The organism is Haloferax sp. Q22, from assembly GCF_001482285.1.
In the GTDB taxonomy this organism is placed as follows: domain Archaea; phylum Halobacteriota; class Halobacteria; order Halobacteriales; family Haloferacaceae; genus Haloferax.
The window spans coordinates 20623-35781 of sequence record NZ_LOEP01000009.1 but is presented as its reverse complement, the minus strand read 5'-3'; the positions used below and the strand labels follow the sequence as shown (position 1 = coordinate 35781).

13 protein-coding genes are annotated in these 15159 nt (G+C 67.5%); 10 read left to right on the top strand and 3 right to left on the bottom strand.

Features of this window, described 5'->3' with window-relative positions; genetic code table 11:
- Positions 1 to 29: 29 nt before the first annotated feature.
- Both AM590_RS03285 and AM590_RS03280 read right to left on the bottom strand, forming a co-directional pair.
- Positions 30 to 1007, bottom strand: coding sequence for an LLM class flavin-dependent oxidoreductase (locus tag AM590_RS03285; RefSeq protein ID WP_058826203.1), 978 nt, complete (start codon positions 1005 to 1007; stop codon positions 30 to 32).
- On the bottom strand, positions 1004 to 1405 hold the full coding sequence (locus AM590_RS03280) for a nuclear transport factor 2 family protein (protein WP_058826202.1): 402 nt from the start codon (positions 1403 to 1405) through the stop codon (positions 1004 to 1006). The genes AM590_RS03285 and AM590_RS03280 overlap by 4 nt, the downstream gene beginning before the upstream one ends.
- 228 nt (positions 1406 to 1633) lie before the next feature.
- Here AM590_RS03280 and AM590_RS03275 point away from each other — a divergent pair, with 228 nt between their 5' ends.
- The 9 genes from AM590_RS03275 to AM590_RS03235 all read left to right on the top strand — a co-directional run bounded on the left by AM590_RS03275 (position 1634) and on the right by AM590_RS03235 (position 11695).
- Positions 1634 to 3067, top strand: coding sequence for an FAD-dependent oxidoreductase (locus tag AM590_RS03275; protein ID WP_058826201.1), 1434 nt, complete (start codon positions 1634 to 1636; stop codon positions 3065 to 3067).
- A gap of 129 nt (positions 3068 to 3196) precedes the next feature.
- Positions 3197 to 4519, top strand: coding sequence for an ABC transporter substrate-binding protein (locus AM590_RS03270; RefSeq protein WP_058826200.1), 1323 nt, complete (start codon positions 3197 to 3199; stop codon positions 4517 to 4519).
- 93 nt (positions 4520 to 4612) lie between these two features.
- Positions 4613 to 5578, top strand: coding sequence for a branched-chain amino acid ABC transporter permease (locus AM590_RS03265; RefSeq protein ID WP_058826199.1), 966 nt, complete (start codon positions 4613 to 4615; stop codon positions 5576 to 5578).
- Positions 5575 to 6651: a branched-chain amino acid ABC transporter permease gene (locus tag AM590_RS03260; protein WP_058826198.1), complete on the top strand. Its 1077-nt coding sequence runs from the start codon at positions 5575 to 5577 to the stop codon at positions 6649 to 6651. Before AM590_RS03265 ends, AM590_RS03260 begins: the two co-directional genes overlap by 4 nt.
- Positions 6651 to 7427 carry an ABC transporter ATP-binding protein gene (locus tag AM590_RS03255; protein ID WP_058826290.1) on the top strand — a complete coding sequence of 259 codons (777 nt, stop codon included), beginning with the start codon at positions 6651 to 6653 and terminating at the stop codon, positions 7425 to 7427. Before AM590_RS03260 ends, AM590_RS03255 begins: the two co-directional genes overlap by 1 nt.
- The gene (locus tag AM590_RS03250) at positions 7420 to 8124 is read left to right on the top strand and encodes an ABC transporter ATP-binding protein (RefSeq protein WP_058826197.1); all 705 of its coding nucleotides are present in this window, start codon (positions 7420 to 7422) and stop codon (positions 8122 to 8124) included. The genes AM590_RS03255 and AM590_RS03250 overlap by 8 nt, the downstream gene beginning before the upstream one ends.
- 1 nt (position 8125) lies before the next feature.
- Positions 8126 to 9454, top strand: coding sequence for an MmgE/PrpD family protein (locus AM590_RS03245; RefSeq protein ID WP_058826196.1), 1329 nt, complete (start codon positions 8126 to 8128; stop codon positions 9452 to 9454).
- A 27-nt stretch (positions 9455 to 9481) separates the two neighbouring features.
- Complete coding sequence (locus AM590_RS03240; protein WP_058826195.1) at positions 9482 to 10855, top strand: MmgE/PrpD family protein; 1374 nt, start codon at positions 9482 to 9484, stop codon at positions 10853 to 10855.
- Positions 10856 to 10924: 69 nt separating this feature from the next.
- Complete coding sequence (locus AM590_RS03235; RefSeq protein ID WP_058826194.1) at positions 10925 to 11695, top strand: IclR family transcriptional regulator; 771 nt, start codon at positions 10925 to 10927, stop codon at positions 11693 to 11695.
- 685 nt (positions 11696 to 12380) lie between these two features.
- Here AM590_RS03235 and AM590_RS03230 read toward each other — a convergent pair.
- Positions 12381 to 13469 carry a guanosine monophosphate reductase gene (locus AM590_RS03230; protein ID WP_058826193.1) on the bottom strand — a complete coding sequence of 363 codons (1089 nt, stop codon included), beginning with the start codon at positions 13467 to 13469 and terminating at the stop codon, positions 12381 to 12383.
- A gap of 419 nt (positions 13470 to 13888) precedes the next feature.
- Here AM590_RS03230 and glmU point away from each other — a divergent pair, with 419 nt between their 5' ends.
- Positions 13889 to 15136 carry a bifunctional sugar-1-phosphate nucleotidylyltransferase/acetyltransferase gene (glmU, locus tag AM590_RS03225; protein WP_058826192.1) on the top strand — a complete coding sequence of 416 codons (1248 nt, stop codon included), beginning with the start codon at positions 13889 to 13891 and terminating at the stop codon, positions 15134 to 15136.
- Positions 15137 to 15159: the final 23 nt, after the last annotated feature.

The window sequence follows — 15159 nt, the reverse complement described above, 5'->3', positions numbered from 1 at the left end:
AAAGTACGGCACGGTTCGGCGAGGTCATGTTACGGGGCGAACACCTCCAGCGTCCGCGCCACCCACTCGCGGTCGACGCCGGCGGGCGCGCGGACGACCGGCAGGTCGACGCCCATCTCGCGGAGTTCGCCGAGTCGCCCCCGCACGTCGTCGGGCGTGCCGACCAGCGCCACGAGGTCGAGGAAGTCGGCCGAGAGTTCGCGCGCCCCGACCTCGGTCGTCGGCGCGGCCCGGACCGCCTCGACCTCGTCTCCGAAGCCGGCCTGCTCGGCCGCGCGGTCGTAGTAGCCCGGCACGTCCCGCAGGTAGTAGGCGACGTGTTCGGCCGCCGCCCGCCGCGCCTCGTCGGGGTCGTCGTGGACGGCTGTGAGGACGTACATCGCCACGTCCACGTCGCTCGCGTCGCGCCCGGCGCGGGCGGCCCCCGTATCGAGCCACTCCAGCGCCTCCTCGAACTGCGGGCGCGGGTAGAGATTCGGGAGCCAGCCGTCGGCGACTTGCCCGGTCAACCGGACGTTCGCGGGGCCGAGCGCGCCGTTGTAGATGGGAATCTCCTCGCGGACGGGGTCGAAAGCCTCCCAGAAACTCGTGCGCTCGGGCGAGAAGAACTCCCCGTCGAAGGAGTCGGCGTCGCCGCGGAGATAGCGCCGGACGAGTTCGACGTACTCGTGGAGGCGCGAGAGCGGGCGGTCGAAAGGGACGCCGTGGAACGTCTCGACGACGCCGGGGTGGGCGACGCCGAGGCCGAGAATCGCGCGGCCGTCGGAGTGGTCGTCGAGGGTCGCCGCGGCCGCCGCGAGCGCCGCCGGCGTCCGCGAGAACACGTTGACGATGCCGGTCGCAAGGCCGATTTCGTCGGTATGGACGGCCCACCGTTCGAGCTTTCCGAAGGCGGTCTTGCCCTGCCCCTCTGCGGCCCACGCCGACTCGTAGCCGAGTTCCTCGGCGCGGACGACGAGCGACGGGTCGTCGCGGAGCGCGAACAGGACCGCGGTTCGGTCGCTCATTCCTCCGCCGGAACTGCGACCGCGTCCTCGGCCGGGACGACGCCGTCGACCGCGAGGTCGTTCCAGATGTCGAGGCGCTCGATGAGGCCCCGGCGGACGACGTAGATATCGACGTACCGAACGTCAGAAAAGTCCGCGCCGCCGTTGTCGACGCCGTAGAGCGACCCGACGCTCACGACGGTGTCGCCCGCCTCGATCCAGCGGTCGAACTCTTTTGCCGCCCACTCGTAGCGCGGTTCGAGGTGCGCGAGGAAGTCGTAGGCCGCGGTCGGTCCCTCGAAGGTCGCTCCCGGCAGGGTGATGACGGCGTCCTCGGCGAACAGGTCGCCGACGGTGTCCCTGCGGTCGTCTTCCATGCGGTCGAAGAACTCCTCGACGATGTCTCGTGGCGAGTCCATGCGCTATGCGTGTTCTCAACCCACATAGTTTTTCACTCCGGTATCGCTGACTGTCTGTTCTTCCTGAACGTTCGAGGCGGAACGGCAGCGGGCGATGCAACAGCGAACCGTTCTACTCACGCGCGTATCTCTGAAACCCACGGACTCGGAGACGACGCGGAGGGGCCGTGACGACACCACCGCCGCCGGAGGCGGTAGTTTTACGATAGAGTCTACCTAGCAGAGTGCATGGACGAACTAGCCCGGCGGACGCCGAGCGACGGCGTCGCCGAAGTCGTCTCGGTCGACGACATCGAGTGGGACATCGACACGGACGTGCTCGTCGCAGGTGGCGGCGGCACCGGCCTCGTCGCCGCGCTCGCGGCCAGCGAGGACCCCGGCGTTCGCGTGACGGTGCTGGAGAAAGCGCCCGAGTGCGGCGGCAACACCTCGCTTTCGACGGGGATGATTCCCGCGGCGGGGACGCGACTCCAGCGCGAGGCGGGTATCGAGGAGACGCCCGCGGACATGGCCCGCGACATCTTAGAGAAGAACGACTACGAGGCCGACGAGGAGCGCGTGCGGTACCTCTGCGAGGAGAGCACGAACCTCATCCACTGGCTCGTGGACGACTGGGACATCACGCTCCACATCGTGGACGATTTCAAATACCCCAAGCACTCCGAGTACCGGATGCACGCGCCGGCGGGACGAAACGGCGAGAACCTCGTCGCCGAACTGGTCGACCGCGTCGAGGCGACGCCGAACATCGAACTCCTGACGAACGCGCCCGTGAAGCAGCTCATCGCCGACGACGGCGCGGTTCGGGGCGTCGTCGCCGGCCTCGGCCACGACGAGGCCATCGAGGCCGAGAAGGTCATCCTCGCGACCGACGGCTTCGCCGGCAACCGCGAAATGGTCACCGACTACTGCGAGGCGGACATCGAGCGGGCGCTGTACTTCGGCGCGGACGGAAACACCGGCGACGGCGTCCGCTTCGGCGCGGAACTCGGCGGCGAACTCGCCTGCATGGACGCCTATCAGGGCCACGCGACGGTGGCGAGCCAGACGGGGATGCTCTCGACGTACGCGGTCACGATGAACGGAGGCATCCTCGTGAATCAGGACGGCGAGCGCTTCGGCGACGAGTCCGCGGGCTACAGCGAGTTCGCCATCTCGGTGCTCAAACAGCCCGGCGGGCAGGCGATTCAGCTGTTCGACGAGCGCATCTTCGAGCGGCTCCGCGGGCAGTTCGAGGACTTCGACGAGGCCATCGAGCAGGGGACCTACCACAGCGCCGACTCAGTCGCTGACCTCGCCGAGCGACTCGGTGCTGACGGCGAGCGCGCCGCGGAGACGGTCGCCGACTACAACGAGGCCGCCGCGGCGGGCGAACCGGACGAGGTGGGTCGCGTCGACGGCGCGAACCCACTGGAAGCGCCCTTCTACGGGACCAAAGTCACCGGCGCGCTCTTTCACACGCAGGGTGGACTCGTCGTCGACGAAGACGGGCGCGTCCTCCGGACCGACGGGAGCATCGTCGAGAACCTCTACGCCGGCGGCGGCACCGCCTGCGGAATCAGCGGTCACGGCGCGGGCGGCTACCTCTCCGGCAACGGACTGACGACCGCGCTCGGCTACGGCCGCCTCGCGGGCATTCACGCCCGTGAGTCGCTCGACTGACGCGCCACCTCGACCGATTCGGCCGGTTTGGCCGGCTCGACCGGTTCGACGCGGGAATACCTTCGGAACGTGACAACACGAGTACGATAGCATTTATTACAATTGGCACCAACCTCGTGATTGATTGCCATGGGTAAGACTCTCAAGTCTTCGACGAGCAACAGGCGGCGCTTCCTCAAAGCAACGGGCGCGAGCGTCGCGGCATTGACATTAGCCGGCTGTGCGAGCGACGACGCCGGAAACGGCGGCGGCGATTCGGGCGGCGACTCCGGCGGTGACTCGGGTGGGTCCGGCGGCGACACGGGGACCACGACGGGGACGCCCGAGCAGTCCGTCGACGAGGTCATCATCGGTTCGAACCACCCGCTTTCGGGCAGTCTCGCCGCGACGGGCGTCGGGATGAGCAACGCCATCAAACTCGCCGCGATGCGGAAAAACGAGGAGGGTGGCATCGAGTCGCTCGACGGCGCGGAAGTGACAGTCATCGAAGGCGACAACCAGGGCGCACAGGAACTCGGCGGGCAGGTCAGCGAGGAACTGCTCAGCGAGGGCGCGCACGTCCTCACCGGTTGTTACTCCTCGCCGGTGACGACGGCGGCGACGCAGGTCGCGGAACGGCAGGGCGTCCCGTTCGTCATCTCCATCGCCGCGGCGGACAACATCCTGCAGGGCCGCGACTTCAACTACGTCTACCGGCCGCAGCCCCCGGCGCGCCGGCTGGCGAGCGACTACGCGGACCTCGTGCCGACGGTCATCCGCGACGGTGGCGGCACCATCGACACGGCGGGACTGTTCTACATCAACAACAGCTACGGGCAGGCGATTCGCGACAGCCTCCGCGAGTTCCTCCCCGAGCAGAACGTCGAAATCGTCGAGGAGACGGCCATCGAGTTCGGCGCGTCGAACGCCAACACGCAGGTGTCGCGACTCCGGAGCGCCGACCCCGACACCATCATCGCCACGACCTACGTCGCCGGCGGCGTCCTGCTCGCACAGGCGCTGCAGGACCAAGACTACCGACCGCCGTACCTGACCGCGTCCGCGTCCGCGACGTTCACCGACGACGACGCGGTCAGCGACATCGGCGAGTTCGCAAACGGCGTGCTGGACAACAACTACGCGCTGAACCCGACGGTCGACAAGACCGCCGAGGTCCGCTCGCAGTTCCTCGACAACTATGACCAGGAGTTTTCGGCGTCGGTCGGGATGGCCTACACCGCCGCGGAGGTCATCATCCAGGGGGTCGAGGAGGCCGGTAGCGTCGAACCCGACGACATCAACGAGGCGCTCAAGGGTCTCAGCTACGAGGACCACATCTCCGCGATGGGCGCTATCGAGTTCGACGACCAGGGCGAGAACGTCAACGCGCTCGGCCCGGTGAACCAGGTCCAGGACCTCTCGGTCAAGGTCGTCTACCCCGAGGAGTACGCGGAGGCACCTCCGCAGGTCTGACCGCACCCCTCGCGCCCGTCACGTCAACGAACCGTCCCGAAAGATAGCCACCTTTTATGGGGGTTGCCAACAATTCCCGAGCGTAGAAACCGCATGGGACACCTAGTCACATCGGTCGCGCCGCTGCCGCTGCAGGGCGGTGGCCTCGGCCGATTCATCGACCCGTTCGTACAGTTCCTGACCGACATCACCAACTTGGAGCCCGTCCTCCTGCAGTTGCTCGCGTTCGGCCTCCTGCTCGGGGGCGTCTACGCGCTGACGGCGCTCGGGCTGACGATGATATTCGGCGTGATGGACGTCATCAACTTCGCCCACGGCGTCTTCCTCGTCGTCGGGATGTACTCGGTGTGGTTGGTCTCCGAGATGGCGGGCATCAGTCCGTTCCTCGGCATCCCCATCGCCGCCGCCGTGCTGTTCGTCCTCGGGGTGGTCGTCCACGTTCTCACGGTCGAGCCCATCATCGAGGCACCCCAGCAGAACCAGCTCATCGCGACGCTGGGCGTCCTCTTTATCATCCAGTCGGCCATCGAAATCGTGTTCACGCCCGACCCCCAGCAGGTCGAACTCTCGCTCGGTTCGATACAGGTCGGCGGCGTCTTCATCCCGCTCGGGCAGTTCTACGCGCTCGTCATCGCGCTCGGGACGATGCTCGCCGTGCGGGCGTTCCTGAACCGGACCGACCTCGGCCGGAAGATTCGCGGCACGGCCGACAACCGCGACGGCGCGCGCTACGTCGGCATCAACGTCCGCCGCATCAACTACCTCACATTCGGCATCGGCGCGGCGCTGGCCAGCGTGGCCGGCGGCTCCATCGCGCTGTTCCAGCGATTCGACCCCTTCACGGGCGAGACGTACCTCATCAACGCCTTCGTCATCGTCATCCTCGGCGGCCTCGGCTCGTTCCCCGGCGCGTTCGTCGGCGGTCTCATCGTCGGGATGATTCAGGTGTTCGGCGGCTACTACCTCCCCGGAACCACCGCGCAGGTGCTCATCTTCCTGCTTTTCATCGGGACGCTCCTCGTCAAGCCCGAGGGCCTCTTCGGAGGTGCTGAGGCGTGAGCGCAATCGAGACCGTCCGCGACCGCTACCGGACGTTCGACGACCAGCGGTACGCCCCGCTGGTGAAGGGCGTCGCGCTGTTCGGCCTGCTCGCGGCGCTCCCGACGATTATCGAAATCGACGTCGCCGGGATGGAGCTCGCGGCATTGCTGAGCCTGAAAGTTCTCATCCTCACGGTCATCTATGCCTACACGGCCCAAGCGTGGAACATCATGTCCGGCTACACCGGGCAGTTCTCCTTCGGGCACGCGGCGTTCTTCGGCATCGGCGCGTACGCCACGCAGGCGCTCGTCGTCGACGCCGCGGTGAACCCGTGGATCGGAATGCTCGTCGGCGGCGTACTGGCCGGGGGCTACGGCCTCATCATCGGCGCGCTCTCGTTCCGCTTCAAACTGCAGGGTCACTACTTCGCGCTGGCGACGCTCGCGTTCGCGGAACTGCTCCGCTTCGTCGTCACCAACATGTCTGAACTCAACGGGGCCAACGGCTACTTCAAAGCGTTCCCGCGGGACTACGGTGCGGAGTACGGCCTCGTCGCCTTCCAGTTCCAGAACGACCTGCCGTACTACTACCTCATCGTCGGCTTCCTGCTCGTCGTGACGCTCGTCTCGTGGGTCATCAAGAACTCGTGGGTCGGGCTGTACTTCTTCGCCATCCGCGAGGACGAGCGGGCCGCCGCCAGCGTCGGCGTGCCGAGCTTCCGGTACAAGCTCATCGGCGTCGCCGTCAGCGCCTTCTTCACCGCCCTCGGCGGTGCCTACTGGTCGATGTACTTCAACACTATCCGCCCCGACACCGTGTTCGCGCTGTTCAAGAACGTCGAACTGCTCCTCCCCGCCGTCGTCGGCGGACCGGGGACGCTTCTGGGGCCCATCGTCGGTTCGTTCATCGTCACGCCCGTCAGCGAAATCGCGCGGACGACGTTCTCCGACATCAACGGCCTCGACCGCATCATCTACGGCGCGTTTCTCGTGGCCATCGTCATCTACTCGCCGCGCGGCGTCGTCAGTTGGCCGAGTCAGGCGCGCGCTCTCTGGAAGCGCGTCCGCGGTGACGAGGAGGTGAGCGAGTGATGTCGGCAGACGAGACGAACGCGCCCGACGCCGACATCGACCGCGACGGCGAGCAGATTCTGTCGGTCGAAGGCGTCGGCAAGCGCTTCTCCGGCCTGCAGGCGCTCGACGACGTGGACATGACCGTCAACCGCGGCGAGATTATCGGCCTCATCGGGCCGAACGGCGCGGGCAAGACCACGCTGTTCAACTGCATCAGCGGGGCGTTCCCGCCGACGAGCGGGACCGTCAAGCTCGACGGCGACGTCATCTCCGGCCTCCCGGCGCACAAAATCGCGCGGGCGGGGCTGGCGCGGACGTTCCAAATCACGCGCCCGCTGGAGGAACTGACCGTCGTCGAGAACGCGATGGTCGGCGCGCACATCCACACCCGCCGCCGGAGCGAGGCGCGCGAAATCGCCATGGAGACTCTCGAATTCGTCGGGCTCGCCGACAAGGCCGAAGAGGAGGCGGGCGAACTCACCGTCGGCGCACAGAAGCGCCTCGAACTCGCCCGCGCCGTCTCGACGCGGCCGGAAATCCTGCTCCTCGACGAGATTATGGCGGGGCTCACCCCGTCGGAGTCGAAGCAGATGCTCGACCTGTTCCGCCAACTGCGCGAGCGCGGGACGAGCCTCCTCATCATCGAACACGACATGAAAGCCATCATAAACATCTCGGACTACGTGAAAGTGCTGGACCAGGGGAAGGGCATCGCCTTCGGCGCGCCGGAGACGGTGGTCGAAGACGACCGCGTCATCGAGGCCTACATCGGGGGGTTCGACGTCGATGCTTGAACTGAGCGGCGTCCGCGCCGGCTACGACGACATCGAGGTGCTCCACGGCGTCGACATGCACGTCGACGAGGGCGAAATCGTCGCGCTCATCGGCTCGAACGGCGCGGGGAAGACGACGACGATGCGCACCATCTGCGGCATCCTCTCGCCGAGCCGCGGCGAGATAACCTACCGCGGCGAGCCGATTCACTCGAAGGCGTCCCACGAAATCGTCGAGCGCGGCATCGTACAAGTCCCGGAGAACCGCGACCTGTTCACCAACATGACCGTCATCGACAACCTGCTACTCGGCGCGCAGACCCAGGAGGCGAAGGCGGACCGCAAGGAGAACCTCGACGAGATGCTGGAGCTGTTCCCCCGGCTCGCGGAGCGCAAGAACCAGCGCGCCGGCACTATGTCCGGCGGGGAACAGCAGATGCTGACCCTCGCCCGCGCGCTCATGGGCGAACCCGACCTGCTCATCCTCGACGAGCCCTCCATCGGCCTCGCGCCGCACCTCGTTCAGGAGGTGTTCGACATCATCGAAGACATCCACGCGCAGGGCATGACCGTCCTCATGGTCGAACAGAACGTCCAACAGACGCTCAAGCTGGCCGACCGGGGCTACGTCATGGAAAATGGCCGCATCAGCATGACCGCCGACGGCGACCAACTCCTCGAAGACGAGGGCGTCGTCGAGGCGTACCTCGGGGTGTGAGATGACCGACGAAGCGCTCGCGTCGTTCGTGTCCGACCTCGACCGGGGCGACCTCCCCGCGTCGGTCGCCGACCGCGCGTCCCTCGTCGTCGCCGACACCATCGGCGCGGTGCTGGGCGGCGCGTCGGACCCTGCGGTCGCCGCACTGGCGCGCCGGTGGGCCGACGAAAACGGCGGCGAATCGACCATCATGGGGACTGCAGGCGAGCGGACCACCGCGTACCGCGCCGCGTTCGTTAACGCGGCCGCCGGGAGCGTCCTCGAACTCGACGAGGGCCACCGCTTCGCGGCCGGCCACCCCGCGATTCACGTCCTCCCCGCGCTCCTCGCGGACGGCGAGTCGGCCTACCGCAGCGGTGACGAGTTCCTGACGGCGTTCGTCGCCGGCTACGAGGCGGCGGTTCGAACCGCCGAGGCAGTCGTCCCGCTCGCCGACGGCCTCCACCCCCACGGCGTGTGGGGCGGCGTCGGGACCGCCGCGGCCGTCGCCCGACTCCGTGGCCTCGACGCCGAGACGACGCTCGACGCGATGCGCATGGCGGCGAACTACGCCCAGCACACCCGGTTCGAGGCGGCCACCGAGGGCGCGACCGTCAGGAACGGCTACGTCGGGATGAGCAACCTCTCGGGGGTCCTCGCAGTCGACCAAGCCGAATCGGGCTTCACCGGCCTCGACGACGGCGTGGTCCGACACCTCGAGCCCGTCGCTGCGGACGGCCCCGACCGGAGCGCCCTCGCCGACGCGCTCGGCGAGCGCTGGGAAATCGAGCGGGGCTACTTCAAGGTCCACGCGGCCTGCCGCTACACCCACGCTGCCCTCGACGCCGTGGCGCTCCTCGTCGAGGAGACGGGCGTCGGCGCGGCCGACATCGAGTCGGTCAGCGTCGAGACGTACCCCGCCGCGGCCGCGCTGTCGGACCCCGCACCCGAGAACGCGTTGCAGGCGAAGTTCTCGGTTCCCTTCGCCGTCGCTTCGGCCCTGACGACCGGTGAGACCGGCAAGGAGGCGTTCATGGACGAGGCGATCACGAAGACCGCGCTCGGGTTCGCCCGCCGCGTCGATGTGGTCGCCACCGAAGAGTTCGCGACCCGTGCCCCCGACGAGCGCGGCGCGCGCGTCACCGTCGAGACGGCCGACGGCGAGCAGTACGCCCGCGAGGTGCGCGCCGCCCGCGGCGGCGAGCGCGACCCCTTCACCGAATCGGAACTCAGAGCGAAGTTCGACCGACTCGTCGCGCCCGTCATCGGCGACGGCGGCGTCAACGACCTCTGGACCGCGGCGACCGAACCCGCCGCCCCCCGCGTGCTCTGTGCCCTCACCCGGGCCTGAGCCGCCTTTCGACCACGTATTCAGACCATGATTTCACAGGAACCAGTCCGCGACTGGGAACGACAGGTGTACCGCTTTCTGACCGAGGAGCTACCCGACGACGTGCGCACCGACGGCGAGCGAATCGTCGCGGACGTGCTCGCGGCGACCGTCGCGGGGGCGGCCGCTCCGCAGCACGTGGGCGTCTTCCGCGACGCGAATCTGGCCGACGGCCCGGCGTCCGTCCTCGGGACCGACCGCCGCGCCGACCCGGCGCAGGCGGCACTGTTGAACGCGACGGCGGCGATAACACAGGAGATAGAGGAGGGCCACAACCGCGGCGGCCACGTCGGCGCGAGCATCGTCGCAGGCGCGGTCGGCGTCGCCGAAGCCCACGACGTGGACGGCGAGACGTTCGTAGACGCCTGCGTCCGCTCGTACGAACTCTGCGCGCGCTTCGAGTACGCCATCTTCACGATGAAGGCCCGGATGAACGAGGCGATTCCATGGCTCGTCCGCGACCCGCACTCGACGTGGACGACCCTCGGGCCGGCGCTGACCGCCGCCGTCTGCGCGGGGCAGTCGCCCGACGAGGTGCGCGAGACGGTCCGGACCGCGCTGAACCTCGCGGTCGTCTCCATGCACGACCCCTTCGCGGAGGGCGCGCCGTCGCGGAACGTCACCGCCGGCTTCTCCGCGCAGGCCGGCGTAAGCGCCGCGACGCTGGCCGCCGCCGGACTCCGGGGGTCGCCCGCCGCGATGGAAGCCGTCTACGATCCGTTCGAAACGCTCCTCGGAGACGGCGAGTTCGCCGCGCTGTTCGACTCCCTCGGCGACGATTGGTGGATTACCGAGGCCTACCAGAAGCCGTACCCGTCGTGTCGCTACACCCACGCCCCGCTCGACGCCCTACGGGACGCCGGCGCGGACGGACTCGCGCCCGACGACGTGGACCGAATCGACGTGTACACCTACCGCAACGGCGTCGATATGAATCACGCGCGACCCGAGACGCTCACCGCGGCGAAGTTCTCGACGCCGTACGTCCTCGCCCGCTGGGTCGCGGACGGGAGCGTCGAACTCGACCACTTCCTCGACGACGCGCTCGGCGACGAGGCCGTCCAAGCGCTCTCGGAGCGCGTCCACCTCCACGCGGACGAGGCGTTCGAGCGGGCCTTCCCCGACGACTGGGGCGCGCGCGTCGAAGTGACCGCCCGCGACGGGAGCCGATACGTCGGCGAGCGCGAGTACCCCCGCGGCGACTACCGCGACCCGCTGTCGGAGTCCGACCTCGCCGCGCGCAACCGCGACCTGCTCGCGTTCGGCCTCGGCGACGACGCCGCAGATGCGGCGCTCGACGCGCTCTCGGCGGTCGGTTCGAGGCCGGTCCGCGAGATCGTGGCCGCGCTAACTCGGTACTAAGGCGAACACTTGTTCGGCCTGCCCGAACGAAACACCAACAATTATTACCTCACTCCCTGATTGCTAACTATGACCACGAACGGGAACGATGCGACGGGAACAATCGGCGCTACGAAAACCTCGTTCGGCATCGTCGAACACATCAGAGACCACGACGCGAGCGGGGTGTCGGAGATAGCGAACGACCTCGGCATCTCGAAGAGTACGGCCCACAACCACCTCAAGACGCTCGCAGAGCTCGATTACGTCGTCAGGCAGGGCGACGAGTACGCGCTGGGCCTGAAGTTCCTCGACCTCGGCGACCACGCCCGGACGCGACACGCGCTGTACCACGCCTCCATCGGCGAGATGGACGACCTCGTCGAGGCCGTCGGCGAACGTGGGCAGGTCATGGTCGAAGAGAACGGCCGGGGCGTCTACATCTACCAGGTGAAGTCCGAACAGGGCCTCCAGACCGACTCGCACATCGGTACGACCGTCGACCTCCACACCACGTCGGTCGGCAAGTCCTACCTCGCCTTCTGCGACGAGGAGCGCCGAAGCGAGATTCTCGACGGCGAACTGACACGCCTGACGACGAAGACGATAGACGACCGCGACGCCCTCGAAGCCGAGTTGGCGACGATTCGCGAGCGCGGCTACGCCTTCAACGACGAAGAGCGCATCACCGGTATGCGGGCGGTCGGCGCGCCGATTCTCTCCGACGACGAGACTATCCTCGGCGCAATCAGCGTCTCCGGTCCGACCACCCGGATGAAAGGCGAGTGGTACCACACGGAGGTCCCGGAGATGGTGACGCAGGCCGCCCGCGTCATCGGCATCCGCGCGACCTACTCGTAGTCGTCCAGCTATACTGAACAGGTGTTCGTCTACGGTGGGTTGCGAGCGATATTTGACGCCGGACGGTCTGCTCCCGGAACTGTTCGGACGCGAGCCGGCCGACGCAGAAATTCATTACAAAATTAGCCTTGTCACGCCAAGGAGCGAGCCGACTCCCGTTTCCCGTGACACAGATACGGCTGTCACGCGATCCGGTCGAGTTCTGTGGTGCTCGTCGGCAAACCTATCAGTATCAAAGTGCACATTGAAAATTGATAGGTAATCGTCGAAGAGCGTCATGGGAGCAACGGACCCGTTTCGGTGACCGAGTTCTCCCGTCCGAGATTCGAACGTGCCGGCGTCGATTCAAAACAGACGAACGACGCGTTTTCACGTCTTTAACCCGTTGTTCGAGCGAAATTTCGGTTTTTGGGGGTGACAAGTGAACTCGACTGGTCTGCCTGCGGTGGCCCCGACTGCCGAGTGTTTGAATTCACACCGAAGCTACTTACTCGAACTCAATAACTACCAATATTCAAAAATACAGAAGAAATACTATTGAATCTGAAATATTTTTCGAGCGCGGCGACGCCGGTGAGTCAGGGCCAACGCCGTCGCTCTGCGGGAGCGCGATCGCCGGCGTGGCGGTCCGCACTCTCGCCCCATCTCGTCGTATCGCGTCGGGGGCGGTTCCCGACTCCCGGAGTCAGTCGGCCATCGGGGCCTGCAACTCGCGTTCGGCCTCCTCGTCGACCTCAACGGGCCCCTCGGCGAAGACGACGCCGTGGGCGCCCTCGCGTTCCTTCGCGCTCGCCGCGACGCGGACGAACGACGCCTTCTCGCGGGCGTCCGCGATAGTGTGACCGCCGCAGTAGCTCACGCCGGAGCGAACCCCGCCGAGGAACTCCTCGACGAGCGGTTCGACCGGCCCCTTGTAGGGCGTGAGCGCCTCGACGCCCTCGCCGGCGTCCACGTCGCTCTGTTTGTCATCGCGGTCGGCGGCGGCCTCCGTGGAGGCCATCCCGCGGGAGCGCTTGTACGTCTCGCCGTCGACCTCGACGACGCGGCCCGGTGCCTCGTCGGTCCCGGCGAAGAAGCTCCCCATCATGACGGTGTCCGCGCCGGCCATGAGGGCCTTCGCGGCGTCGCCGGAGGTCCGAATCCCCCCGTCGGCCATGACGTGGATACCGAGGTCGTGCGCCCGCTCGGCGCACTCCGAGACGGCCGTGAGCTGTGGGTAGCCCGCGCCCGCGACCTCTCGGGTCGTGCAGTGCGAGCCGGGACCGACACCGACTTTCACGCAGCCCGCGCCGGCCTCCCAGAGGTCTTCGACGGCCGCCGGCGTGACGACGTTACCCGCGACGATTTCGGGGTCGAACTCGTCGCGAATCCGTTCGACGGCGTCCAGACACCGCTCCATGTGGCCGTGGGCGATGTCCATGACGATAGCGTCCGCACCGGCGTCGAGGAGCGCCTCGGTCCGGTCGAGGTAGTCTTCGTTGATACCGACCGCGCCCGAGACGGTCCCGCCCGCCTCGGCGACGCGGCGGACCTGTTCGGCCTGCTCGTCCACGTCGAGGAAGCGGTGGACGACGCCGAGGCCACCGAGGCCGGAGAGCGCCGCCGCGAGGTCCGCTTCGGTGACAGTGTCCATGGCCGCGCTGACGAGCGGCGTGTCGAGGCGCAAGCCCGGCGTCACGTTAGTCGAGAGGTCCACGTCGCTCCGGCTGTCGACCGGGGAGCGCTGTGGAACCAGCAATACGTCTCCGTAAGAGAGTCCTGTGCGAATCTCCATCGTAACCCTCCACAGCCGAAGGGTGGGACGGTAATAACGCCCACGAACGCGGTTCGCCTCGCCGCGGAACGAAACTATTACGCGCTGGCGTTCGTCTGTTCACTAACACACGGCGCCGCGTCTCGTGCGAATCTCCAACCCATCGTAACCCCAAGACATTCGCCGTTCGCGGGCCGTGTGGTTCGAACCGTCCGGGAGCGACAGCGTCGCGAGGGAGCGAATATCGGACTCGAATCCGGCACGGAGTTCGCAAGCATTTTGTTAGACTGATAGCGACAGACAGAACGCCGTACCGACCGCACCACCTCGAGTCGGTACCGGTAGGTGGATCAGAGGCAACCCACAGCGTCGTGATTGGTCCCCAACTTCGGTACTTCTCGGACCGAAGGAATTTCTTCCGCGCAGTCCCTTAATGGAGTATGCAGACCGTCATTCTCGCCGCCGGCCGCGGCACCCGGATGCGTCCGCTCACGGACCGCCGACCCAAACCGATGCTCCCCGTGGCCGACCGGCCGCTCGTCGCGCACACCGCCGACGCCGCCGTCGCGGCCGGCGCGACGGACATCACGCTCGTCGTCGGTTACGAGGCCGCTGACGTGCGTGACTACTTCGGCGACGAGCGCGGCGGCGTCCCGGTCGAGTTCGCCGTGCAGTCAGAACAGCGCGGGACGGCCGACGCGGTCCGCACCGCGGCCCCCCATCTCGACCCCGACGAACCGTTCGTCGTGCTCAACGGCGACGCGCTGTACGACGTGCCGTCGCTTTCGACGCTGTACGAGGGGACGCCTGCGGTCGGTTCGTTCCGCGTCGACGACCCGAGTTCCTACGGCGTCCTCGACACCGACGACGAGGGCTTCGTCACCGGCGTCGTCGAAAAACCTGAGCACCCGCCGTCGGACCTCGTCAACGCCGGTGCATACGTCTTCCCGGCCGAAGCCCACGGCTGGCTCGACGTGGACGAGAGCGACCGCGGGGAACTCGAACTGACCGACGTGCTCGCGGCGACCTGCGAGGCCTACGACGTGCGCGGCGTCGCCTTCGACCGCTGGCTCGACGTGGGTCGCCCGTGGGAACTCCTCGAAGCCAACGAGTGGAAACTCGGCGAACTCGAACCGCGAATCGACGGCGACGTGTCCGAGCGCGCCGAACTCGACGGACCGGTCGTCGTCGAGGAGGGCGCGACGGTTCGCTCCGGCGTGGTCATCGAAGGGCCGGTGCTCGTCCGCAACGGAGCCACCGTCGGGCCGAAGGCCTACATCCGCGGGCACACGCTCGTCGGTGAGAACGCCAAGGTCGGCCACGCGGTCGAGGTGAAAAACAGCGTCCTGATGGAGGGCGCGACGGTCGGCCATCTCTCGTACGTCGGCGACAGCCTCCTCGGCCGCGACGTGAACTTCGGCGCGGGGACCAAGGTCGCGAACCTCCGCCACGACGGCGAACCGGTCCGGCAGATGCTCAAGGGCGAACTCGTCTCCTCGGGCCGTCGGAAGTACGGCGTCGTCCTCGGCGACGGGGTGAAAACCGGCATCAACGCCTCGCTGAACGCGGGCGTCAGAATCCCGACCGACGGCACGGTCAAACCCGGCGAGTCCGTGCTCTACGACCGCATCGACGACGGTGCGAGCGGCGAGACGGACGGCGACTCGCCGACCACCGACGACGACTGACCGAGACGCCGCGAGAACGCCCA